Annotated in this window: 19 protein-coding genes; 3 read left to right on the top strand and 16 right to left on the bottom strand. The window is 44.0% G+C overall.

Annotated elements, in window-relative coordinates; genetic code table 11:
* Positions 1 to 66: 66 nt before the first annotated feature.
* On the bottom strand, positions 67 to 1,134 hold the full coding sequence (locus BP97_RS0132105; RefSeq protein WP_028552739.1) for an FUSC family protein: 1,068 nt from the start codon (positions 1,132 to 1,134) through the stop codon (positions 67 to 69).
* 195 nt (positions 1,135 to 1,329) lie between these two features.
* Between BP97_RS0132105 and BP97_RS0132100 the strand changes: the two genes are divergently transcribed.
* Positions 1,330 to 2,352, top strand: coding sequence for a HoxN/HupN/NixA family nickel/cobalt transporter (locus BP97_RS0132100; protein ID WP_028552738.1), 1,023 nt, complete (start codon positions 1,330 to 1,332; stop codon positions 2,350 to 2,352).
* Between the two features lie 239 nt (positions 2,353 to 2,591).
* On the opposite strand, the gene BP97_RS38225 is transcribed toward BP97_RS0132100, so the two are convergent.
* The 9 genes from BP97_RS38225 to BP97_RS0132055 all read right to left on the bottom strand — a co-directional run bounded on the left by BP97_RS38225 (position 2,592) and on the right by BP97_RS0132055 (position 17,129).
* Positions 2,592 to 3,299 carry a YoaK family protein gene (locus BP97_RS38225; RefSeq protein ID WP_036746921.1) on the bottom strand — a complete coding sequence of 236 codons (708 nt, stop codon included), beginning with the start codon at positions 3,297 to 3,299 and terminating at the stop codon, positions 2,592 to 2,594.
* A 76-nt stretch (positions 3,300 to 3,375) separates the two neighbouring features.
* Positions 3,376 to 4,968 carry a PolC-type DNA polymerase III family protein gene (locus tag BP97_RS0132090; RefSeq protein ID WP_028552737.1) on the bottom strand — a complete coding sequence of 531 codons (1,593 nt, stop codon included), beginning with the start codon at positions 4,966 to 4,968 and terminating at the stop codon, positions 3,376 to 3,378.
* 80 nt (positions 4,969 to 5,048) lie between these two features.
* On the bottom strand, positions 5,049 to 5,675 hold the full coding sequence (locus tag BP97_RS38220; RefSeq protein ID WP_197035577.1) for a M78 family metallopeptidase domain-containing protein: 627 nt from the start codon (positions 5,673 to 5,675) through the stop codon (positions 5,049 to 5,051).
* Positions 5,676 to 5,731: 56 nt separating this feature from the next.
* Positions 5,732 to 6,079 carry a helix-turn-helix domain-containing protein gene (locus BP97_RS0132080; protein ID WP_028552736.1) on the bottom strand — a complete coding sequence of 116 codons (348 nt, stop codon included), beginning with the start codon at positions 6,077 to 6,079 and terminating at the stop codon, positions 5,732 to 5,734.
* Between the two features lie 138 nt (positions 6,080 to 6,217).
* Positions 6,218 to 10,654 (bottom strand): DEAD/DEAH box helicase, encoded by a 4,437-nt coding sequence (locus tag BP97_RS0132075; RefSeq protein WP_028552735.1) that lies wholly within the window; start codon positions 10,652 to 10,654, stop codon positions 6,218 to 6,220.
* A 131-nt stretch (positions 10,655 to 10,785) separates the two neighbouring features.
* Positions 10,786 to 12,870 (bottom strand): ABC transporter ATP-binding protein, encoded by a 2,085-nt coding sequence (locus BP97_RS0132070; RefSeq protein ID WP_081824463.1) that lies wholly within the window; start codon positions 12,868 to 12,870, stop codon positions 10,786 to 10,788.
* Positions 12,867 to 14,630: an ABC transporter ATP-binding protein gene (locus tag BP97_RS0132065; protein ID WP_028552733.1), complete on the bottom strand. Its 1,764-nt coding sequence runs from the start codon at positions 14,628 to 14,630 to the stop codon at positions 12,867 to 12,869. The genes BP97_RS0132070 and BP97_RS0132065 overlap by 4 nt, the downstream gene beginning before the upstream one ends.
* Positions 14,631 to 15,184: 554 nt before the next feature.
* Positions 15,185 to 15,964, bottom strand: coding sequence for a DUF975 family protein (locus BP97_RS0132060; RefSeq protein WP_028552732.1), 780 nt, complete (start codon positions 15,962 to 15,964; stop codon positions 15,185 to 15,187).
* Between the two features lie 196 nt (positions 15,965 to 16,160).
* Complete coding sequence (locus BP97_RS0132055) at positions 16,161 to 17,129, bottom strand: DUF3895 domain-containing protein (RefSeq protein ID WP_028552731.1); 969 nt, start codon at positions 17,127 to 17,129, stop codon at positions 16,161 to 16,163.
* Between the two features lie 242 nt (positions 17,130 to 17,371).
* Between BP97_RS0132055 and BP97_RS0132050 the strand changes: the two genes are divergently transcribed.
* The gene (locus BP97_RS0132050) at positions 17,372 to 18,373 is read left to right on the top strand and encodes a hydroxyacid dehydrogenase (protein WP_028552730.1); all 1,002 of its coding nucleotides are present in this window, start codon (positions 17,372 to 17,374) and stop codon (positions 18,371 to 18,373) included.
* An 82-nt stretch (positions 18,374 to 18,455) separates the two neighbouring features.
* Here BP97_RS0132050 and BP97_RS38215 read toward each other — a convergent pair whose 3' ends face one another.
* From BP97_RS38215 to BP97_RS0132035, 3 genes are all read right to left on the bottom strand, one after another.
* A complete protein-coding gene (locus BP97_RS38215) occupies positions 18,456 to 18,833 on the bottom strand; it encodes a YmaF family protein (RefSeq protein WP_036746920.1) in 378 nt (125 codons plus the stop codon).
* Positions 18,834 to 18,934: 101 nt separating this feature from the next.
* Positions 18,935 to 19,540, bottom strand: a complete 606-nt coding sequence (locus tag BP97_RS0132040; protein ID WP_028552729.1) for a metalloregulator ArsR/SmtB family transcription factor — start codon at positions 19,538 to 19,540, stop codon at positions 18,935 to 18,937.
* A gap of 256 nt (positions 19,541 to 19,796) precedes the next feature.
* Positions 19,797 to 20,564 (bottom strand): helix-turn-helix domain-containing protein, encoded by a 768-nt coding sequence (locus BP97_RS0132035; RefSeq protein WP_036746919.1) that lies wholly within the window; start codon positions 20,562 to 20,564, stop codon positions 19,797 to 19,799.
* A gap of 139 nt (positions 20,565 to 20,703) precedes the next feature.
* Here BP97_RS0132035 and BP97_RS0132030 point away from each other — a divergent pair, with 139 nt between their 5' ends.
* Entirely contained in the window at positions 20,704 to 22,953 is a 2,250-nt protein-coding gene (locus tag BP97_RS0132030; protein ID WP_028552727.1) for an FAD-dependent oxidoreductase, read from the top strand.
* A gap of 303 nt (positions 22,954 to 23,256) precedes the next feature.
* On the opposite strand, the gene BP97_RS0132025 is transcribed toward BP97_RS0132030, so the two are convergent.
* From BP97_RS0132025 to BP97_RS0132015, 3 genes are all read right to left on the bottom strand, one after another.
* On the bottom strand, positions 23,257 to 24,579 hold the full coding sequence (locus BP97_RS0132025) for an MFS transporter (RefSeq protein ID WP_028552726.1): 1,323 nt from the start codon (positions 24,577 to 24,579) through the stop codon (positions 23,257 to 23,259).
* 194 nt (positions 24,580 to 24,773) lie between these two features.
* Positions 24,774 to 25,058, bottom strand: coding sequence for a DUF4269 domain-containing protein (locus BP97_RS0132020; protein WP_081824461.1), 285 nt, complete (start codon positions 25,056 to 25,058; stop codon positions 24,774 to 24,776).
* Entirely contained in the window at positions 25,025 to 25,555 is a 531-nt protein-coding gene (locus tag BP97_RS0132015; RefSeq protein WP_036746918.1) for a DinB family protein, read from the bottom strand. The genes BP97_RS0132020 and BP97_RS0132015 overlap by 34 nt, the downstream gene beginning before the upstream one ends.
* Positions 25,556 to 25,614 lie beyond the last annotated feature (59 nt).

Genomic DNA, 25,614 nt, shown 5'->3' with positions numbered 1-25,614 from the left:
CTCCTCCCCACTCTGAGAAAAAAGCCAACAGCTTTTACTGCTGTCAGCTCTTTATATTAGAATTCATCATTTTCTTTTAAAACTTTTTCGTAGTAGCTCCAGGGGCTCCTTGGTTTCGGAATCTCCCCGATGATAATGCTCCAACAGCTTATCCAATCTGGCTACCTGATGGCCATAATCGTACATTGCCGCAGCCACGACCGAGAGGCGCAAGATTCCAGTTGGCTGGTCTTGATAGCGTTCTATAAGCAAGCTCATAAACTTTTCATTCTCCGCTTCCATATCGTAGCCTTCCGAGCTGTCAGCTTTAAGCTTGTCGTCAAACTTCAGCAGCACATGCTCGTGAAACTTAATTAATTTCTCCAAATGCCCATCGAACAGAGCATCGGTCTCAGGCCCCCGATTCGCTTGAAAAAAATGTTCATCAACCGTATCCAGCACCTCAAGCCCTTTGGATAACGCACGCAGCATCTGCTTATAAATAACCAAATGACGAATCATGCTAAATTTACCGCGTTTGAGCTTCTTCACTTCTTCTTCCATGAGCTTATACTTGCCCGCAAGAAGCTGTAAGGAGTTCGATAGCTCCCCTTTTTCTTCCCGGAACACTGTCTCTTTGATTTCGTCGGAAATGACCGTACGAAGAAGAAGCGACATTTTGCTAAAAACAGTGTGGATTTGAGCTTCAAATTGCTCCTTGGGCTTAGGTGGAAAAAAGAGGACGTTAATAATAAATGCACATCCAATTCCAATTAAGCTCAGTAAAAAACGATTGACTGCAAAGGCCCACTCACCTGATGCCTCCATAACCGCCACAACGGTCACTAGCGTAAGCCCAATCGTTTCTTCCATTCCCATCCTTAAACAAACAATGATTACAAGAATACACACAATCCCAATCGCAATTACATTATTGGAAAAGAACGTTCCTGCAAGCAAAGCCAGTGCTGCCCCCAGCACATTCGTTTGAAGCTGATCCAAAAAATACCGCCAGGACCGATAGATCGAAGGCTGCATTGCGAAAATAGCAGCTACTGCCGCAATAACGGGAGGAGTAAAGTTTAACAAAGCACTAATATATAATGCCAATGTCACTGCAATTCCTGTCTTCCATACGCGTGCTCCGAAAACCACATAGCCTCTCCTTCCTTATTGTAGTATCCATATTATCTTACACGCCCGCGGCATAGGATGCAAAGGCATTAAGACATAAAATATTTTTTCGAGAAAAATCTATACATTAAAGCATTTTGTGTTACTATTTGTTATTGTAGTGGCACGAATTATAACGATCAAAAATATAAATATAAAATTACAGGAGGAGCCAAGGTGTTAAATCATATCTTGAGCAATAAAAAGGATTGGGGCGGCTATTTCTTCGTAGTCATAGCGCTTCATGTGTTAGGTATTATCGGATTAATCACAGCAGCCCGCGGCGATGCAAGCTTTTGGAGTCTTGGGTTGTTAGCTTATACGTTTGGATTGAGACATGCATTTGACGTCGATCATATAGCTGCCATCGACAACACAGTCCGTAAATTGATCCAGCAAAAAAGAAATCCTTTGGGTGTAGGCTTCTATTTTTCCCTCGGTCACTCGTCCGTTGTATTCCTGATGGTGCTGACCATAGCGTTGTCAATGAAATGGATTCAAGAGGCAATGCCGCAAATGCAGGAGATTGGCGGATTGATAGGTACTACGGTGTCTGGAGCTTTTCTCGTATTGATTGGTATTATTAATCTTGTTATTTTAATCCAGTTATTTCAAGTTTTTCGAAAAATACGCCAAGGTCGGTTCTTGGACGAGCAGCTTGAGGAAATACTTGATTCCCGAGGATTCTTTTCCCGGTTATTGAAGCCTATGTTCCGTTTCATCAGTCGCGGCTGGCATGTGTATCCGTTAGGTTTTTTGTTCGGACTTGGCTTCGATACGGCAACAGAGATAGGTTTATTAGCCATTTCGGCTACCGCGGCCAAAACATCCGTCCCCGTCTTCGGAATTATTTCTCTACCTCTGCTCTTCGCTGCAGGCATGAGCTTAATGGATACAGCTGACGGAATGTTCATGACCAAAGCTTACCGTTGGGCATTCACGACACCACTTAGAAAACTGTACTATAATGTGACGGTCACTACGGTCTCTGTCATAGCAGCATTAATCATCGGAATGGTTGAGCTAGTCCAGGTGTTGACGGATAAACTGAACCTGCAAGCTCCTATTTTCGTATGGATTAATGAACTGGACTTTGGGGATCTCGGTTATTTACTTGTTGCCTTGTTCATCCTGGCCTGGCTCATTTCGGTAACGGTATGGAAAGTTATGAAGGTCGAGCATCGGTATAAAGCTACATAAGCTTATCTGAGAACTAATATTATGCAGCACTGCTAAAATAAAAGGACGATCTCCTCGACTATCCGGGAAAGATCGTCTTTCTTCTTATTAGATGGTCGGTTTGAAATTCTGCTGCTAAATAAAATGAAGCAGGATCGAATTATCCCGCTTCTCGTGCTTTATTTGATCAAAAAAAGAAGAGATATAATTTCAGTAGGCATATCGACAATGATAAATCCGGTACCATTTTGGATGAACATCTACTTGTAAACAGCAGAATCATTCCGAAATCGGATCCCCGCCGCCACGATAATACCTCCTAAGACAGCTATGGGGACCCACACAATAGCAAGCGGGTACGAAACTTCAGCCAGCGTTCCGATAATAGCACCCAAGCAGTAAATAACCACGGCTAATAACCTGAGCAATGAATCACGACTAAGCGTGTTCTTCGTCTCTCTTCTGATCAGCAGCCTTAGCTGATGAATACCGTCTTCAATAACATTGGCCAAATTATTCGTTAAAACCGTAGTAGAGATCCCCGCAATACCTAATCGTCTAGCTGCTGTTGTTTGCATGCCCATAGCCAAACTTAAAAGGGCAATAAGAAAGTAGACCATAGTCTCTGATCCTTTAAACCAGCTGGAGCTGACCGCAAAAATAATGAGAATAACCGCTTCAATGGTAAGAGCTATCGTTACGGAGGCTGGCCAAACCGAAGGCAGTTTATCTCTGTTAACAATAAGGGCAGCTATTGCTGTACCCGCTACAAAGCCTAATAAAGCCGTAATCGAACGCAGCACAGCAAGTCCTTCCACATGACCTATGGCTAAGCCCATCAGAACAATATTACCCGTCATATTCGCTGTAAAAACATGTCCTAGACTAATATAGCCCACGACGTCTACGATTCCGGATGACATACAAAGCAATAATATGATGATATGACGATACGTTGGGATGGACACATCAATACAACTCCTTATAACCATGATGTTTATTGATTACCTAAAGAATAACACATAACCCTAATACTTTAAAAAATCAAACGTCCACAAGCGGTACTTTCAATTTATGATGATTATACTCAAAGAGGTATTGACCGCTTATTGTGTCCCTTTTAACACAAATTCCTCTCAGCATCATCTCCAATGCCACTTGATGATCTGAGAGATCCAGCAACACTTCATATTGGGTATCAGGCTGTGGCTGTTCATCCCGTTTATCAAGTATATTTCCAATAACCTCAGCACCTTCAGTACACAGTTCCAAATTAAAATCACGACCCCGAACTGAAAAATAGACGGCGTAAAACTCTAACGGATAATACAATTTATAATAAGCATATCTTATTGCGGAGATGACATAGGTTACAGCATGCGCTTTCGGAAACAAATACTTCATTTTTTGACAAGACTCAATGAACCAGGAAGGGACATTGACTTCTAACTCCTTCACCCATTCCCCACTGATCCCAAGGCCTTTTCGTACATTGTCCGAAACAAGAAAAGCCATGTCGTGTCCAACGCCCCAATTGATTAGGTTGAACATAACATCGTCCCTGCAAGCTATAACCGATTGAAGGGAATGCTCTCCAGATTTCAGCAGATCTTGTGCATTAGCCTCCCAAGTACCATTCCCATGTGAAAGTCCTGATATCTGTAATAAATCAGAATATGATTTCGGCTGAGTCTCTTCTAGCATAGCTCTCACAAAAGGAACCTGCATCTCTGGAATACCATAAGTCCCAACACAGGTTCGTAATTGCTCCGGACTTACACCTAGTGCCTGAGTAGAGCGAAACAAACTAAGTACATTAGCATCTTGCATTGGGATTGTAGTGGGTTCCACTCCCGTAAGTTGACCAAGCAAGCGGAGAAAAGTTGGATCTATATGTTCGAATACATCAAGTTTAAAAACATACTTTTCCAGCTCCTTGTAATTGGAAAGGGACTTTCCAAAACCATCCATGTTATCGTCAAAAGGTGCAAATGTAATTTGTTCAAGCTTTATACCCTTTGGCAGGATAAAGAATCCTCCCCTATGTTGATTACCGACACGAACTACCTGATCGTAGCCATAATGCTCACTCAAATAGTCATATACCTTGGATGAACATTCTGTCGCTACACACAAATCTATATTTGGAGTGATATCATATTGAAGCCCCATAAACATCTCACAAGGAATATGATGACCGTCCCCTTGCATAATCTCACTACAGTTAGGACATACCTTATCTGGCAGATCAATACCACAGCCCTTACTCTCTTGTATCCATTCACTATATTTGCAATGATTGCATCGATAATGAGGGAATAAGGGATTCATTTCTGTTATACCAAGACAATAAGCGATGAAAGTTGAACCAACAGACCCCCGTGTTGAGACTAAGTAACCCTCTAACTTCAATTGTTTAACCACTTGATGAGTAATCAGGTATGGAGAAACCATGCCATGGTTAATAATACCCTCCAATTCAAGCTCCAACCGTTTCTTAACGATATCAGGCAGTGTTTCCCCGTATAAATTTTGAGCAGCGGTGTAACACAGTGAACGAATTAGATATTCCTCGTTCTCTAGTTTTGGATATAGTCGATGTTTTGATAGCACTTCATGGTTTATATTATCCTTCACCTTAATCCCTCCATAGGTATGATTCATATTCACACAATCATATTGTGTTGAATATCAACTCAACATTTATGCAATAAAAATTATAAATCCATCGTCATCTGCTCGTAATGGTTCCCCTCTTTGGATCCTATGCATCGAATGCGTCCATCCTGATCAATACTTAACAGATTTGTTTGTGTCAGACGGACAGTAAGAGCAGTGATCGAAACACGCAGACAATCTGCTAATTTATAAAGGTGAGACAGCTGGATGAGGCCTATTCTTCTTAACTGCATAATGGCCCGCTCCAGAATGGGACGCGGCATCAACAGGCATCCTGCGAAAAGATCCGCCTGCACTTCTACCTTGGGTTTATGCGCAAAGCTGCGGCAATAGAAAGGTCGCATCACCTCTGCCGATGGACTCTTTTCCTTGACACATTGTAAGCGCAGCCAATATGGCGATTGCAAGGAATGGAGTACCCAATGACCTAACTCGTGAGCTAGAGTGAAATGATAGGTTCCGAGCTTTTCCTCAAATAAATTGCGCTGTGTTTCATTTAGTATTATTTGTTTCTCTGTTGGAAAAATGGCCGCCATGACCATGCCTTGATCATCCAAATGATCAATCGGTTCCCAGCTAATATTTAAATCAAAGTGAAATTCAATGATCTCTTCAATTGGGACGGGACGAATTATTTTATCATGAGGATTGAATCCATAATCCAATAAGATTTGCTCCGTCAAGCCTTCCATTTGCTCTAATGAAATAAACCTTGTGGAATTCAGCTTTCCTCTCCTCCTTCCTCTTCTCCAATAATGCCTTTAATTTTCCTCCATTGTTCTGGAGAAAGCTCGGATGCTTTTCTAAGAAACACAGGTACATCCTTATTTTCTGTAATCACCTTTTGAAAGCTTGTAGGTACTTTTTTTGCCGATAATATAAGCTCCTCTGATTCAACATGCAAGATCTGTGCCATCTTGATGATTTTGTCTTCTGCAGGCGGGTCCATCGTTCCGCTCTCAATCTTGCTGATATAAGTAAAATCGATGCCGACCCTCTCGGCAAGCTGCCTTTGAGTTATTTTATTTTGTTTACGGAGCTGTCTTAAACGTTCGCCGAATTCACTCATGCTGATGTAACCCCTTTTTTATTACCAGTATTACCCATGTTGAGTTAATTGTCAACAAAATCGTTTCATAACACCACAGCCGTAATTATCCATACAAATGACGAAGAGCATCTCTTTGAAAGCAGATGCTCTAGTCTCTCACCTTAATGCGCTTGGCCATATAACAAGAGACTCGCGGTCTTTTTCGGCTCCCAGCGTGTACAGTACTTCTGCGACCTCCGTTTGTAAAACAGGAAGCCCGTTCCACTTTTCTATAATTAATTTTCGAGTTTTAGGCAGCCTCAAATAACCTTCGGCAGCTGACCGGATTAAATGATACAGCTCATCGTCTGATACCTTTTCCATGGGGCACATGCGTTTACCGTTGTTTTCAATCCACAGCAGCCAACGGCCTCCTTGTATGACGAGATCATTCCCTTTTTTTCGGGTGAAGCTCATCCCTTCCTTCTCAGGCCAATGGACAGTAAGTCCAAAAGGATTAGCTGGATCCGTTGAAGGTAGTACGATAGGACTAGTATCTCCTGCCCATTCACGGCTGCGAAGACTCTCAATCTGATCCTTGCCTGCAAATTGCAATGTATGAATATTTTCAACCCATAGTCCGCGAGTCAGCATCCCCCAGGTTTCAAGCTGTTTCAGAGCAGCATAGACATCGCTCCACTCCCATGGGAGATGAAGATCTGCAATGTCCTTGGTCAACAATCCGTACCCATTCAACAAATGCTTAATCCATGCCAGAACACATATCTGTTGGTCACAGCCTTCTTCGTCTTTTAGCGAACTTACGGGATACCATCTGCCTAGACCTGATTGAAAGCCTTTGCCTTTGGCCGTCTTGGAGGTCGTGCCACCATTTAATCGTAAGGGAGCAAACTGATCGTTTGAAACCAATCCTTTCCAGGATAAATTTAGCAATTCAACCGTCAATTCGGATGGGATATGCCCGGTTTCACGGCTAAGAGCCGTGAGGAAGCTTGCTCCTTTGCGCTGCAGAAGTTGGAGAAGTTCTTTTTCAAAGTTCAAGTCAATCTTCTCTTCCTTTTCAAGCATCGGATAATAAAGTTCTTTGGATTCAGCTAGGAAAAACGCAATGCGCCCTTCCTTTTCACCGTCTTGCTTTTGTCCTAACCATATGACTTCACCGGAAGAGCAGAGCCGGTCGAGCATTTCTTTCTTATAATCATTTAGCCGAAGCGGTAAGATAGACGACTCCCATTGAGATAATGGAAAATACAATCCTTGGAGCTTTTCTATGACCTGCCTCAAGCCCACTTCCCCGTTCAGCCGAGTGTGAGGGAGTACGTGTTGAAGAGACATCATCTTGATGCAATAGTTTATAGCATGGATAGATTCTGTGGCCTTCCTAAGTTCAACAGCTTGTTGACGGTTATGCCGTGCATCTAATTGGCGGTTCAGCAAAACTCGGTCAGTAGCTGCCTGATCTGTTTGCGACAACTCAATACGATTTTCTGATTCCCATGAGTGAACAAGTTCATTAATTCGCTGCTCTTTCAACCCGTATCGCGCCTGTATTTCTTGAGATGTTATCCTTATTCTTTGATTCACATAACGAGTTGCAATAAACCTGTCAGCAAGCCAATCCTTTCCCAATTGAGAATAAGTATCTGCTTCATCAGCGCAAATCCAATATAACTGTGAAGATGTACTGTCCAATTGTATTTGTACTATCTTTTTTTCCTGGTATAACCTATGTAGCAGGTCTTCCAGCCTATCCTTATCCAGCCAATCCAATAGTTCAGTTTCCGTCATTTCCCCACGATGCTTTAACAGGCTAAGCAGTTCACCCGACTCATACAATCTAGGTTTTTCTTCATCCTTATTATTCTCGGTGTGCCTCTTATCATCATGTTCCGACATATTCATAGACTCTGCCATGTGACTCGAAGCATTGGAGAACCATTGCCCTGCCAGTGCACGGTCCATACCAGCCAAGTTTGCCTGTAAATCTCTACTTATCGCATCGGATTCGTAAATTTGTGTATTGAGAGCATCCGATAAGAATAATGCTGTAAACGGGGATGGGAATGCCGACTGTCTCTCAATGACTTCCACCTGTCCCGACTCGATTTGCTCTAACACTTCGCGAACATGACCCACATCCAAATCCTCATGCAAACATATTCGAATCGCTTCTTCTATGAAAGGAAACGTCTCTGCATAGGGCAGCGATTCCCGAAGAAGCTCCTCACTACGCAGTCTTTTTTGCCATGAGGGCATCCGGTTAAAGCTTCGTGACAACAGTAAGGAAGTCTCAGCAAGCCTGCGGAAAGCTATGCCAAATTGCGGCGAGGCTGGTATCGCCTGCTGCAGCAGAGTTTCCAAACGATTCGAGGTGACCTCACGGATTAACGGAAGCAGTCTAAGCGCTTCTCCGCTGCCCCCATCCGATATAACGAACTCGATACCATTATCTTTTGCACTCGCATATATCCTATAAGGAATGCTGCGCTCAGCATGGGCTTGAATTGCCAATTGCCAGGTGCGATTAAATTTGCGCCCAAACCAGCTATGAATGATAAGCCGATGCTGCTTGTACTCATCCTGAAATTGTTCGATCACAATTCTACGATGCGTCGGAAGTACGGATACTGCTTTTTGCGAATGCAGCAGCATAAGAAGCTCTTCAGCGGCCGATGCGTCCAAATAATAACTGTCCATCAGCCAATCTAACGTCTGAAGCTTATTTTCTCTGTCTATACGAATGTCAAGCTGCTCCAGAAAATGTCCGATTTCTGCAGAAAAAGCAATGGATCTTCCTTGCCCTTCACCACGCCAGAAAGGAATCTCACTTAGTTTGTTTCCCGTCTCTTCAACCACATAGACTCGGTCGTTCCGAATAGATTGTATTCTCCATGAGCTTGTTCCTAGCTGAAATACATCTCCGACTCGGCTTTCAAAAATATACTGCTCGTCTAACTCTCCCAAATGAATGCGACTCTCGGCATGATGGACGGGGTAATCGCTACCTTGTGGTATGGTACCGGCCCCCATGATCGCTGACATTGCGGTGGAGCTTCGGCGGGTCAATCGATTGCTCTCCCGATCCCAATCGATAAGAGGACGAACAAAAGGATAAAATCCGGACAGAACTTGAAGTATGGACCGGAACCGTTCCTTAGTAAACCCGTGATAGCCATAGCTGCGTTGGAATATATGATATAGTCGTTCGAGTTCCCATTCATCTGCTGCTACCATGGCTGCGATCTGCTGGCATAGTACATCCAGCGCATAGCGTGGAATATGGATATCTTCAATCTGCCGATTCACAATACTTTGGGCAAGCACCGCGCACTCAGGGAGCTGTCCACGAGTACGTGCAAGGATAATACCTCGACTTTCGTCACCGACGGAGTGGCCAGCACGACCTATCCGCTGGATTCCTGCAGCGGCGCTCTTGGGTGAATCAATCTGCAGAACCAGATCTATATGACCTACATCAATCCCTAGCTCCAATGAGGAGGTTGCAACAAGACAGCGAAGCTCCCCCTCCTTCAATGCTCGTTCCACTTCGAGCCGTTGTTCTTTGGAGATGCTGCCATGGTGCGAGCGCGCCATTTCGTAGCCCATATGATCATTTAATCTTAGGGTAAGCCTTTCACATAATCTTCGATTATTGACAAAAATAAGCGCTGATCGGCTATCTTCGATGAGTTTGACAATGTGCTCTATCAAAGGCTTCCATATGGTCTCCTGCTTATCTTTAGTGATCATTGTTTTGTGAGGCAGGGTAACGCGAAGCGTGAATTTCTTATCCATTCGGCTTTCGATAATTTCTACCGGCCTTAGGTTGTAGGATTCTCCTGTTTCAGCACTGACCATGGAAGCATCCTCTTGGGCCGTTTCCATGATCTTCTTTTCCCCTGTCGGTGTAGACAATTCCCAGCCGCCTAGAAATCTCGCAACAAGCTCAATCGGCTTCTGTGTAGCAGAGACACCTATTCGCTGTGGCGATTGACCGATCCACTCTGTTAATCTTTCAAGTGTAACGGATAAGTGCAGTCCTCTTCTATCTCCTGCCAAATCATGAATTTCATCCACAATGCACCACTGAACGCCCTTGAGCATCATCCTCCCCTTGGGAGAAGTGAGCAGCAAGTACAACGATTCCGGTGTAGTCACAAGTACATCCGGCGGGTTACGAACCATTGCGGCTCTCGAGCTTTGTGTAGTATCTCCCGTTCGGACACCAACAGACAGACCTTTCCAGCTCCAGTTCTGCTCTTCTGCTTTTTCCTTAAGCTGTGCGATATAGCCTATAACATGGTGGTGGATATCATTGTTGAGCGCCTTCAACGGCGTGATATATAGAAGCCTCACCTGCCGAATAGAAGCAGCATCGGTGTTCCCCTCTTTTTCTTGAAGAATATGGCTTACGCAGGGTAGCAGTGCTGCCAATGTCTTGCCTGAACCGGTCGGTGCCGCAATTAAGGTGTGCATCCCCGATTGGATCGCCTTCCATGAACGAATCTGCACATCGGTAGGACTTCCGTATTGCTCATCAAACCATTGTGTAACAAGCGGATGAAAGCCCCCCTCTTGCATTTGGCTTTCCATAGCAAAAAACTCCTTTTCTACAAATCCATTAATTATCGATTATTATACCAAAAAAAGGAATGTATGCCTAAACGCAAACTGCAAAACAAAAAGGATACAGGAGTTACTCCCGCATCCCTTATTTATTTACATTATTGGCTCGGGACAAGCTTTCCCTGCTGAAGCTCATACATTTGCCTGTATTTGCCCCCAAGATTCATTAAAGCATGGTGATCTCCCCGTTCTACGATTTCGCCACGATCAAGTACTAGGATCAAATCCGCATTCTTCACTGTAGATAACCGGTGGGCGATAACAAAAGTGGTTCTTCCTTGCTTCACCACATCGAGCGCTTGCTGAATTACTGTTTCCGTTTCCGTATCGATATTGGATGTTGCCTCATCAAGAATTAGAATAGCCGGATCAAAGGCCAATGCCCGTGCAAAGGAGATCAGCTGCCTCTGTCCCGCAGAAAGCGTGCTGCCTTTTTCAATTACCGGTTCATCTATCCCTTGAGGCAGCTGCTCCAGAAGAGATTCTGCTCCGACATCAGTTAAAACCTTATGAATCCGCTCTCGTGTAATGGAGGGATCATTTAAGGATACGTTCGTAGCGATGGTCCCTGAAAAGAGGAACGGATCCTGAAGCACAATGCCCATATGCTGTCGCATCGTTTGCCGCGGCATCTGCCGGGTCTCTTTACCATCAATCGTAATACTTCCCGCTTCAGGATCGTAAAATCGGAACAGCAGATTCAATATCGAGCTTTTTCCCGATCCGGTGTGGCCAACAAGCGCAACAGTCTGGCCTGGCTTTGCTTCAAAGGTAATTCCTTTCAGTACCGGTTCCCCGTTCTTATAGGAAAACCATACTTGATCGAATCGAACATGACCCTGATAACGCTTCTCCTTCTGTTCGGAGACATCTTCCCCTTCCTCATCGACCAGTGCAAAGACTCGTTCGGCTGACACGAGCGCTCGCTCCAAATTCGGCAGTTGATTCACGATGTTTACCATTGGCTGAAACAGCCGATTTAAATAATCGACGAAGGCGTAAAGTACACCCAATGTTACAGCTCCTGATGCCCCATTTAATGAAGCACCACCAAAATACCAAATCAGAGCAACAAGCGCCACATTTCGGATAACAGCCACTAGATTGTACCCCGTCCAGGAGTTTAGGCTCAGCAGCTTGTTCTGCACATGAAACAGCTTATTATTGACTTCCTCAAAATTAGCTTCGACCCGCTTCTCCTTACGAAAAGCTTTAATAATTGTCATTCCTTGAATAGATTCATTAATAATACCGTTGATTTCGCTGACAGTAGAACGAATAATCCGATTAAACTTTTTTGCCATTCTTCCGTACACTATAATCCAAACTATGAGTGCGGGAACGACGAACAGACAGATCGCTGCTAACCGTACATCCAGAATAAACAGCGCGATATAGATGCCGAGCATATGAATAAAGCCTGTCGTAAAATTCGCCAGCACATTCACGTACAAATCTCGTATCGATTCAGTATCATTCGTAACTCTGGATACGACCTTGCCAGCTGGTAAATTATCAAAATAACGGATTGGCAGTCGATTTAGTTGCGCAAACACATCCGTTCTCATCCGACGAATAATCCGGTTAGCCGAACTCTGAAGAAAATAACGCTGCCCATAAGTAAAAATAGCCGATATGAGTGTCAAGCCCATATAGTACCAGCAAAGCTTCAGCATGCCTGCCATCTCTGGACGAAAGAAACTGTAGAGCTGCTGCCGATCGAGCTGCTCCCCTGAGTAACTCTTGCTCTCAGATCCTTTGGTAATTTGAATCGTGTTATCCGTTACTTTACGTTCGCCATCGAAGGCTATCGGCTCCGCAATGAAATAATATTCACGATCAATTTGGAGCACTCTCACTTCATTACCGCGCGTTTCGCCTTGTTCAAAGTGATCGTCTCGTTTATACTGCTTCCCTTCAAAGGAGACAGCATAATCATTTTTGTTTTGAGTCTCAAACCAAGGCTTTTCGATGCCTGAAATGTGAAGATCGATGATCCTTTTGGCGATCAATGGTCCAGCCAAATCCGTTCCTACGGCAACACTAAGCATGAGCAAAGCAAGCACCAGCTGCAGCTTAAATTGGACTGCGTAATGGATCAGTCGCTTGACGGTTTTGGTCTTGGTTCCCGAGCCTAGTTCTCGGTCAATATCATAATCTAACGTTTCGTTCGCATCGCTCATCCGATTTCCTCATCTCCTTCCACACGCTGCGCTTCCATCTGTTGGCGGTCATATTGTTCTTTATACCATCCGCCCTTACTGAGCAGCTCCTCATGCCTTCCCTGTTCGACTATACGTCCGTTATCCATAACAAGAATCAGATTGGCATGCTGCACAGCTGATAGACGATGAGTGGCTATAATAGTTGTTTTGCCCGATCTTTCTTTATGAATATTGCCAATAATCTCTGCTTCGGTACGGGCATCGACAGCAGACATTGCATCATCGAGGATCAAAATTTGCGGATCTGCAATGAGCGCCCGGGCCATTGATACACGCTGCTTTTGCCCGCCAGAGAGCGCAACACCCTTCTCACCGACGAGAGTGTCCATTCCCTCAGGAAGAAAATTCAAATCCTTGGAAAAAGCCGAGACAGCCATCGCGGACTTAAGCTCTTGTTCTGTAGCATGCTCATTACCAAAGTACATATTGGCGCGAATAGTTTGAGAGAACAGGAAAGATTCCTGGGGCACATAGCCTAACCATGATTTCAAGCGATCCATCCCAATACGTTCGAGAGGAACACCGGCAACAAACACATTGCCATCCCCCGTCGGATATTCTCTCAGCAGCTGTCTTATTAAAGTGGATTTACCGCTTCCCGTACGTCCTACAATACCTAAGGTTTCTCCTGACTTAAGCGTAAACGATACGTCACTTAAATTATCGAACGAAGAAGATGGATAACGGAATGTCACGTTACGAAACTCGATGCTTCCAGGATGCTCTGGCATGACAGGATTAGTCGGTTCAGGCACATCCTCAGCATAATTCAAAGTCTCAGTAACCCGATCCAATGATGCATTCCCTCGCTGCATGATGTTTATTAATTCCCCTATGGCAAACATCGGCCAAATCATCATACCCAAGTAAACATTGAAGGCGACAAGAGACCCTATCGTCAGTTCATTGTGAAATACAAGATAGGCTCCATAGCCGATGCCGATCATATAGCTGATACCTACCAGGATTTTAATAGTAGGCTCGAACAGGGAGTCAACACGAACCACAGCCAGGTTTTTCTCCAGTACATCCTGCGTAACATCAGCAAACTGCTTTTCAACCGCACGTTCCTGTGTGTAAGCCCGGATGACACGAATGCCAGATATCGTCTCCAGAACCCCTTCATTCATATCCCCGAACGCGTCCTGTGCAGCCATATATCTTTTATGAATCCAACCGCCGTAGAAGCTGACCAGAATTGCCATTATCGGCAGCGGGATCACCGCAGCAAGCGTCAGTTTCCAGGAAACAAACACCGTCATCGTAACAAGCAGAGTAGCCATCCACAGAGTAGAATCCAGTAAAGTCAAAATCCCAAACCCAGCTGTTTGAGCTAATGCTTGAAGGTCATTTGTGGCTCGGGCCATTAAATCACCCGTACGATTGTTCTCGTAAAAAGACGGAGTCATTTTGAGAAAATGCCGCATTAACCGGCCCCTCATGAGCTTCTCAACTACAAATGCTCCTCCGAATAGCTTATAGCCCCAGATATACGAAATAATATACGCCGCAACTGTGATAACTGCGAGCCAAAGCAGCGTAGTAACAATATATTCCCAAGTCATATGCCCAAGGCCAATGGCATCGATGGAACGCCCTACCAGCATCGGAGGGAATATTTCCAAGATTCCTGCAACAATCAGCAGTACGACGGCAATGGAATACCTTCTCCATTCTTGTCGAAAAAACCATCCCAATTTAGTCATTATCGATAACATGGGTTCTTTCTCTCCTCTCCATACCAACACCCCATTTTTATGCCCCAAACCAAATAAATAAGCACACTACCCGTGGGCAATGTGCTTTTTGAAGCCGAAGCAAGCGCACGCACCAAGGAAGAATGGCCTGCGCTAAATATAGCTAGAGCAAACGCGGTATTACCCGCACTCTTCTTTATTTTCCAGAATCTAGAGAGGCCTCATGGTTCAATATGCAATTATTAACCGTAGCCATTGGGAACGGGTTTCGAAATGCAATGATCAACATCTTCATGCCTCTCCTTTTAAATATGGGATTATTAGGGTACATAAGAACGTTAGCACGCCACCATATTAGCTGTCAACGCAAGCTTAGTTGATAAATTGGTTATAATCAATTTTTCTTTTCCGTATCGTTACTGATTCCATATTACTTAGCAAGCAGGCAGCAGCTTTTTTATAGACTTCTTGAAGTAATTGTCATCATAGCCTCACTTGAAAGATTAATCTTCATTAAAACATCAAGTATAGAAAAATGAAAAAGCTGCCGATAAACTCGACAGCCCCAATCATGCTTATTCTAACTCCGTCTCACTCGTTATTCCTTCATGAATAGCTTGTTCTCGAAGTACCAGGTAAAGCTCAGCTTGCGTTGCATTCACATAAGGCATAACGAACAATACACCAATGAACAGAGCGATCGTACCTAATAAATACCAGCCAAGAAAAGAAAGATCCAAGACGAATATTCTCCACTTATGTCCTTGCGTCATCCGATTGCTAAGCTCTACAGCCCGTTTAGTCCCGAGGTGAGGATTATCTGCCAATAAGTAAGGAACCATGCTGTATGCATACGACTTCACGATACCCGGAATGATGAGGAGTAAATACCACAAGAAATTAAGAAACCAGCGCCATAGCATCGCCTTTACGATAACTACGTAATTACCTTTTGAAAATCCAAATCCCATGTAATTCAAATTCACTTCATTCCGAGCCGATTGAGCAAAGTACTTTCTAATTCCCACCTCTAAAGGATTGCTTACGAAGATTCGAAAAGCTAGGGTAGCCAAAAATACAATAACAGCAATAATAATGGCACCAATTAGAACAGCAAGGAAGATGCCATTTAATTCCCCATCGAAATTATAGTTAAATCCTTTATTGATTCCAGGGAATGATGTCGAAAATTCCTGATGGTTTCCTCCTCCACGTCCGCCAAAATCAGAGTTAAAAGAGCAGCTCGGTATCCCGCCAGTTACAATGCCAAGCAGCAGGCTGGCGAGAAACGCTTTCCAATAGGAGGTTCTTAACACATCCTTCGCTCTATCTTTCAGTTGTTTGCGAGTCCACATCTCTGCAGTCTCCTCCCTTTTCTATATATTTACTATATATCGGAATGTATCGTGCTGATCTTTATGTTCAATCCGGTTAACAGTCGATCTTTTCCAAACATTCCCGGTTTCAGCTAGCCGATAACCATCTTATGATCGGGCAGGAAGGAGTAGAACATCAAGCAAACAACCCGCATTCATAGGAGGAACTATTTTCTTAAATCCATTCGTAATAGCGATCCTCCTGATTTCCGCGAATTAATAGTGAATTTTCACATGAATCAATGAACCTACAAACGATAGGATAAATTTGCGGTTTTTTGGTCATGGAATACTCAAATCGTTGACCTGAGGCTCCATGATGCTTAATCAACAGCTCGCATAAAGTACGGGCGCTCGAAACTCCCTCTTGTAGTAACGATAAAATAGCCATTTGCTGCTCCGATGATAATTGATCGTTCAGGATTGTACTTGAAGTAACGCCTGATTGAGAAATGTTCACGGGGCTCTCCATTGCAAACAAATCTAACTGAATAAGATCGTTGCCATCGGTAACCGTGTCTGAAGTTGTAGAATCCGCTAAGCTCGGAGGCTGCACAAACCTGGATTTGGATACGATTCGTTCATTTGCCAGCCTACGAATACGAACGACTTGACGATCAAGTAACGGCAGCCCCAATTCAAGATGCTTTTGAATATCGTTAGGCAGTGTAAGCTCCCTCAAATCAGGCAGCCGCTGCATCTCCATAGACCAGCCCTTCTCTATCTTGGATAAGATTTCATCCAGTTCAAAATCAATAGCATCAAAGCCCTTTAATATTTCTGCAACAATTTTGGCATCAATACCAGTGTGAAGCTGTAAATGATCGATCCCGAACTTTTTAATGACACCGTCTTCCTTATTTTGAACAATGTGTTGATATCTCAAGGCTCTTCCGCATTCGCACTTCAGCTCCGAGGATACGTGGCCAGCATCAATATAATTTATGTAAACCCAGGAGGTTAGAAGGTGTTCTATATCTTCAAAGGTGGCTCCTTCTGGAATAAAATAACCTTTCCCTCGAGACATCACATTGGCAAATACCGTTCGCCGGCCTCTGATCATATCTTCATTCAAATATTGTCGTTGTTGATCATTAAGACGAGCCAACAGCGCATCTCTTTCTTCACTTGTATATATTTTCACAAAGTCACATCCCTACTTTTAGCAATTCGATCGCGGATTCTCAAGCAGTCTCTTCTTATTTAACTATAATAACCTCAATAACCGTTCCTTGTGAATGTGCAGTTTTCTACTTAGGGAGCTTACTTCAAAATAATTTAATAACTTTGCCGCACAATTCAAAAATCTGATGTATAATCAGGCTTAAGACGCAACTTAGACCAACTCTGTGACCAAATGCATTTCTCGTAGGGTGGTGGGATTTAGTGAAGAAAAGAGCCATGTTTTTGGGAAGCGAAATAAGAATTAAAGATGTTTACAACGATTCTATTCAACAGGAGCTTAGCACACTGGCTGATCTGTACCCGATAGTCGTCAATAAGGATAATGTGGAAGAACATGCTGCGTCTTTGAGAACCATCGAAGTCGCTTTTTCTAGTTGGGGGATGCCGACATTCAATCGAGAAGAAATTCAGAAGTATTTCCCTAATTTGAAAGCGCTATTTTATGCAGCGGGAAGCGTTCAGAACTTTGCAAGACCCTTTCTCCATCAGGACATCACAATAGTAAGCGCGTGGGCTGCCAATGCTGTTCCGGTAGCGGAGTACACAGCTGCTCAAATCGTGCTTGCGAACAAAGGCTTTTTCCAAAGCGCTCTTCGCTGTAAAACGCACAGACGGGATGCATCGAGATATGCGAAATCCTTTCCTGGAAATTTTAATGCCAGGGTCGGTATTCTAGGTGCTGGTATGATCGGCAGAAAGGTTATTGAGCTCCTTAAGCCCTATCAGTTGGAGATTGACGTCTTTGATCCTTTCTTATCGGATGCTGCTGCTCAAAAGCTTAACGTACACAAGAAAGAGTTAAAAGAAATTTTCACCCATTGTCATACGATATCTAATCATTTGGCTAATCTCCCTGCTACCGTGGGCATTTTGAATAAAGAGCATTTTGAACTCATGCTTCCTTACGCAACCTTCATTAATACCGCAAGAGGGCTGCAAGTTGTCGAGGAGGACTTGATCCGCGCTCTTCGTACAGTACCCACTAGAACGGCAGTACTGGACGTTACATATCCTGAGCCTGCACAGCCTGAGAGTGAGCTGTTAACGCTTGACAATGTTATATTGACGCCACATATTGCTGGAAGCAACCCTTCCGAGGTCACTCGTATGGCCGAATATGTTCTAGACGAATTCAGACGCTATTTACAACAAGAAGAGCTTCATTATCAAGTTTCACTGAAAATGCTCGAGACGATGGCATAAATAAATATTAACTTATCCAAACAAAGAGAAAGGCCCTAACATGCCACAAAAAATATGGCAAGCAGGGCCTTTCTTAGTTCCCTTACTTCACGCGCTGTTTTACGATTTTCTCAATAATCAATTTGTGACCGACCACGGCGCCGATCCGAATAAGGCCGGTTGTTCTTCCGGAAATGATGTGGCGATGTCCATCGGCAACATTCGTGAATATTCTAAATCGGTGAAAATGGTTCGGGCCGATACCGATGTTAAGACCCGTTTGCCCCGAATAGGAATGACGATGCCCATCCGCTGTAGTAGTAATACCACGGAAATTATGACGGTGTCTTCCGTCCTCAGGAATGAATAAATCGGTCAAATTACCAAAAGCATGTCTGTGTCCTTCCACCAGCGAAGTCAAGCCTTCCATTCGATGCCTAAATTGCACAGGACCGCCGTTTCCTTGTGTGGTTCTCGCCATACTTATCATCAACCTTTCGATTAGAGATGATTTAAGGTATGAGCGTTATTTCTAAGTGGCTTGGACAAGAGCCAATTTCACCGTTTTTTCAGTTCAACACATCATGCCAATGTCTCCCAACGAGCCCACATCTCTCGAGGATTAACTTCATATATTTCGTTTTCTCTGTACAAAAATTGATGCATAATAAATTCCCTGCGTATGGTAGCAAAATCATCATGATAGGCTTTAATGAACTCATTAATTTCTTTTTCTGAATAGTGACGTCCCTGCTCCAACTGCTGCACCATATGCTCCAAAACAATAAGTTTTTTCTTTAATTGTGCTGGAACATGCTTCAGTTTTCCATCTGAAGTCATAAAATTTTTGATTACCGATTCAGCCATACGTTTGTTTGTATCATCCAAACGTTCCGTTCCCCCCGATCCATTTTTCTGCTTATAAATAAAATCATATGTTGCCATGGCATTACTCTTAATAAAATAATGATTCAGTGAAAAGAAAATCATATTCTTCTCTCTTCGTTCATTAATTAAGCTTGCTTCACGGAGCTTTGCGGCATGGTGAGTAATCGTTGCCGTTGACAAAAAGCATTTTTCAGCGAGGACCTGCCCGTTTAACTCGCCCTCGGCAAGCATGAGCAGCATTTTCAAGCGTGTCGGATCTGCTAAAGCTTTGTGGTAATTCACCAGCTTATCTAATTGCATGGCACTTCTTCACACCTTTATAATTTGATATTATTCTAATTAGATGTTTGTTTAATTACAAATTAAACCATTTTACACATTTTGTCAATTGGATTTCAGCAATATAGGTTCATCATTCAAATATAACAGCTACAAAAAAAAGCTCATTCCTACTTCTACTACAAGTTGGAATAAACTTTTTAAATCGTGCGAGTTTATATCATATCCATCCAATATTCATTATTTTTTAGTATATTCCACTTTTCTTCGCCCCCCCCTAAACCCGATGCAAACTCCGATAAATAGAAGGTGCCATGCCTGTTTTCTTGGTAAAGACTCGACTTAAATAAAAACCGTTCTCGTACCCGCACTGTGCGGCGATTTCATCCAATTTCAGAGTCGAGCCCTCGAGTAAATGCCTTGCCCTTGTAAGGCGAATTTCGTTCAAAGCCTCGGAAGGCGTCTCACCAAATGCTTTACGGAATCTACGGGTCAGCTGCACGGGGGTGAGATCTAGCTGCTCAGCCAGTTCTTGCATAGAAAAGCTTTCGTAGGCCCGCTCGCTTAATCTTTTTTTTGCTTCATCCATAAGGGCATCTCTATGTCCAATATTTGTTACCTGCTCACCCTGTTCAAGCATAACCAACCTCAACATGTCATTTAACATATGCTGCTTATGCAGCGTACTGCCTTCATCCCATCCAGTGAATCGTCTTAGATACTGGTAGTCGGACAATAACCTGTCCTTATCGTTCACTGAGAGCTTACCACTCCAAGGTGGTTCATCCGATGCAAACGGCTCTTTTAGCCACACGAATTGAAGAAAATGAAACGTCAGTGGCTCCAGCGTTTGCCTTTGAAAGGCTATATGAGGGGGACATAGAACCAAATCGCCAAACTCTGCTGAACCCCTCTCTTCTCCAATGTTGTAGCTAAACTGGCCTGCCTCGACGGCAAATAGGGTCCAGCAGGGATAAGTGTCGGACAAGAGCATAAATTGTTTCTTACGAAGCCAGTAAACATGTGAAAGAAGCTTCAATTCCATAGTGCTGTACACACCCCTGATATTACTGAAATAAAGTATATGTCTATTGTAACTATATGTATGTTAAAAGGGAATGGAGTATTTTAAAATGAAATTATAGATATTCACTATTACACAAAGGTGAGGTGTCAACGGTTCTATGAGATATGAATCTATCGTTTCAGACGTCACAGTCATCGGCGGCGGATTGGCAGGTGTTTGTGCAGCGGTTGCTGCCGCTCGCTTGGGGCAAACGGTTTCCCTGGTCCAAAACCGTCCCGTTCTGGGCGGAAATTCAAGCAGTGAGGTACGGGTCTGGGTATGTGGAGCAACCTCTCACGGCGTTCACCGCTATGCCCGTGAAACGGGTATTATGGGAGAGCTATTTGTTGAGAACCAATACCGGAACATCGATGGGAATCCCTATATTTGGGATTTAATCATTCTTGAAAAGGTAAAAGCCGAAAGCAATATTACACTGTTCCTCAATACCGATGTACACGAAGTGGAAGCCGTCGGCGACGAGGATAATCGCTCGATCACCTCGGTTACCGGGTGGATGATGGGATCGGAACGGCGTATTCACTTTGAGAGCAAAGTGTACCTCGACTGTACTGGAGACGGCCTCGTAGGATTCCTTGCAGGCGCCAAGTTCCGTATTGGGCGTGAAGCTCAAGAAGAGTTTAATGAAGAATGGGCACCTCTTGTACCCGACGATATTACACTTGGCAGTACGCTGCTGTTCTATACAAAGGATGCTGGACGCCCTGTGAAATATATAGCACCCAGCTTTGCCAAAGACATTACACAGACCTCAATCCCTATGAAGCGTGTCATTCGCAGCGGGGATAACGGCTGTGCCTATTGGTGGATTGAATGGGGCGGAGAGCTTGACACCGTACATGATAACGAGCGTATCCGTGATGAACTGTCTTCGGTTATCTATGGCATCTGGGACTATATCAAAAATTCAGGCAAGTTCGACGCTGACAATTTAACCCTGGAATGGATTGGCTCCCTGCCTGGTAAAAGGGAATATCGCCGTTTTGTCGGCGATTATGTACTGAATCAGAACGATGTTATCGCACAGGAAGCATTCGAGGACCGCGTCGCATTCGGTGGCTGGTCGATAGATCTGCATCCACCCCAAGGTATGTATGCGACGGCCAAAGGATCCAAGCATATGCATATAGACGGAAGCTATCACATTCCGTTTCGCTCCCTTTACTCCGCTAATGTGAGCAATATGCTCATGGCGGGTCGCAATATCAGTGCCTCGCATGTCGCATTTGGCACGACGCGTGTGATGGCAACTTGCGCTGTCATCGGTGAAGCTGCTGGTACCGGAGCAGCATTGTGCGTAATGAACAACGTAACTCCTCGCGTCTTGCATGCTAATTACTTGGGCGAGCTGCAGCAAACCTTGCTGCGCCAGGATGCCGCAGTCCTTGGACTGAAGAACAACGATACTAAGGACGCTGCGCTGCGGGCTGAAGTAAGCGCCTCCAGCACTCTTACTCAGCTTGAGTTAAAGCAATCCGTTGGGACGTTGCCCTTAGAAACCGATCTAGGTTTCATCGTGCCAGTCGATCCAATTATTGACGGCGTTGAGCTGCTTATCGATACGGAACATCCTACCGAATTAATCGTTGAGCTATGGAGCACGGGCAAACCCCAAAATTATGTTCCTCATTCTCTTGTGGCGACTGCTAAAGCTGCTGTTGCCCCAGGCGAGAAACAGTGGGTCCGTGCCGATCTGTTCTGGAAGCCGGAGAGCGCACAGAATGCGTTCATCGTAGTCAAACGGAATGCTAATGCTTCCGTTCATTTATCGGATCGTCCAATAACAGGTGTGCTTGCCTTTCGGCATGCAATGGACGAACAAAGCTCCAAAGACTACGGAGAGATGCATCACCATCAGCCAGTCGTCGAATGGAGCGGCCATACTTTCGTCAGGAAACCGCTGTGCTTTACGCTCTGCGCATCTTCCGAAGCCTTTTCTGCTAGCCGAGCAATTGACGGCTATACCCGTCCATACGGTGGACCCCATATGTGGTCGTCACAGCCGATGGAGCAAGGAAGACCCGAATGGCTGGAGCTTAGCTGGCAGGAGCCTGTTGAGATCGGCACTGTTCATATCACTTTTAACGATGATATCAATGAAGATTTAATTAACCTGCACCATCACCGCACACCGTTTGAAGTCATTCCTGAGCTGGTCAAGGACTATGAAATACAAGCATGGGTGCGTGGTGAATGGACCACGTTAGCCGAAGAGCATAACAACCATACGCGAAAAAGAATTCATAAGCTCTCCTCCCCTATTGTAACAGGTAAGCTGCGGATTGTTATGACAGCCACTAACGGCAGCACAAGGGCTGAAATAGTAGAGGTCCGTTGCTACGAGTAAAAGCATGATAATTACAAAAAGCGTCCGCGTTTAAAATAGAACATTTTCTAGTTCTTTTCTTGCATCGAACAAGGATCAATTAGGATAGAAGGACGCCCGGCAAATTCCGGGTAACTTAGCAACAACGCAAAGAAGGCCCTGCTTAAGGACCTTCTTTTTTAATTGAATTCAGTTATCTTATGCCAATCTTTCATTTTATCTAATTTAACATATTTTGTTATTTTTAGTTAAATTCCCTTTTGTATATCCATGCAAAAAAAAGCAGACCGCAATCGGTCTGCCGTTACCGAGTTCAACTTTTACTTACAGCTTGTTAGTTTTTTGAGCTTCGTGTTCGTTTTCTATATAGGATACTTTGGAAGACTCACCCATCCGCCAGTACACGATTAAGCTCACGAGTATGCAAGCCGCGACATAATAGTAATAAAGCGATTCAGTTCCGATGGACTTAAACCATAGGGCGATGAACTCTGCTGTTCCACCGAATATTGCGACGGTGAGTCCATACGGGAAGCCTACTCCCAAAGCACGGATTTCCGTTGGGAACAGCTCCGCTTTTACAATGGCATTGATGGATGTGTAGCCCGTGACTATGATGAGTCCGATCAACATCAGGACGAATGCTCCGATGGGGTTCTGTGTATGCTCCATGATCATAAACAGCGGTATGGTTAACAGCGTTCCAAAAATTCCGAAGCATAGCAGTAAAGGACGTCGCCCGATTCGGTCAGACAAAGAACCTGCAAGCGGTTGGAGTATAACAAATACTAGCAGTGCAATAAAGTTAATCCAGCTAACTACCTCTTTATTAATCCCTACCGTATTAACCATAAATTTTTGCAAATAGGTGGTGTACGTATAGAAAGCAACCGTTCCCCCGAGCGTCAGTCCGACAACGGTCATTACAGCTTTGGGATGCTTCATCAGAGCACGTATCGTACCGGCTTTCTTGCGGCTCTCAGAATCCATTTTGGAGAATTGCTCCGATTCGTCCATCGTGCGGCGCAGCCATAGTACGGCTAATGCTCCAAATGCTCCGATTACGAAGGGAATTCTCCAGCCCCAAGCTTTCATCTCGGGCTCGTCAAGCATTTGTTGTAGAATAATTTGCACACCCAACGCTATCAGTTGTCCTGCAATTAGTGTGACATACTGAAAGCTCGAATAAAATCCGCGTTTGCCACTGCTCGCCATCTCGGATAAGTACGTTGCCGAGGTACCATACTCCCCTCCGAGAGAAAGTCCTTGGAGTAGACGTGCCAGAACAAGGATTATGGGCGCCATAATACCAATTGTGCTGTAACTAGGAGTGAATGCAATAATCAAGGAACCACCTGCCATGATAGAGATGGATAGCGTCAACGCTGCGCGCCGGCCATAACGATCCGCATAGCGACCCAACACGAGGCTGCCAATAGGGCGCATCAAAAACCCGACAGCAAATATTGCAGCTGTATTCAACAGTTGGCTTGTCGCATTTCCCTTCGGGAAGAACTCTGCTGAGAAATAAACAGCGAACGCAGCATAGACGTACCAATCATACCATTCGATGAGATTTCCTACCGAGCCTTTGAAGATGTTAGCCGTAATTTTACGTGTCATTGCACGCTCATCAGATTGATTCATTCATGCATCCTCCCGAATTCGATCATACAGGAATTCCTTCCCTTGCCTCTTATTACCCTGTTATATTTTGTATTAACACGTTAAATTATCCTTCTTATTACCAACGGATAAATAAGAAGATTACAAAAAAGAGCATACGGAGCCTGTATGCCTTTATAGAGTTGTTCCTTATTAACTCACCAAATATCGTTAAATCACAATCCCTCTAATGAAATAGTGCTCAAATGACGTTCTAATTGATCTTTATCCCAAGTTTCAAAGTCAAGTAGTTGTTCGTAGTAATTACCCTCCAGCCCTAATAATCGTCCAAATGCTGGTTCCGTTTTGAAGCCTTGCTTCTTTAGTGTTTTTATCCATTCTTTAGCCTTGTCCCCCAAAATAGTTAAAACCTCATTTTCAATTAACATGTGTCGGTAACCATATTGCTGGATCGTCGGAAAAGGTATCAACCGATAGCCGGCAGTCTCTTGCGCAACCATCTCATTTGTCCTCGATGATTGATTTCATCCTCAAACACATGGAACCACATAAAATAATGATTGGCGGGTTTGCCTCCCCAAAATGGGCTTTCTTCGTACAACCAATCATCATCACGCTGTTTAAACTCTTCCAGTGTCGTTTGCCTCATTTGGTTCAATTCGTCAATATAATAGTCTAACGGATGCCCATGAATTTCTTTACGTCCTAAATCCCCAAGCTCGTAGGCAGGTTTCCATTTTTTCGTTTCCTCTGCATTAGGCTTCCTTTTATGGAATGTGTCTAGCTGATATCCTAGTTCGACAGCCGCTAGATGCAACAACAGCGCTCCAATCGTGTTGCTATTTGAATCATGTACATAATCTAATTGTTCCATACTTAGGCCTTTGACGGTGTTCAAGGTGGTGAGCCTAGCATAATTCATCATCGATACTATTCTAGCAATTTGTGGAGTAAACCCATCTATATCGGTTATCAAATATATTTTTTCATAATCCATGCTGTAACCTCCTTTTAGAATAAAGTCTTAATCTAGCTATATCTGAACCAGTCAAACCA

The organism is Paenibacillus sp. UNC451MF (assembly GCF_000686845.1).
Classification (GTDB): domain Bacteria; phylum Bacillota; class Bacilli; order Paenibacillales; family NBRC-103111; genus Paenibacillus_S.
The sequence above is the reverse complement of the archived record's forward strand: the minus strand, read 5'-3'. Positions and strand labels throughout refer to the sequence as shown.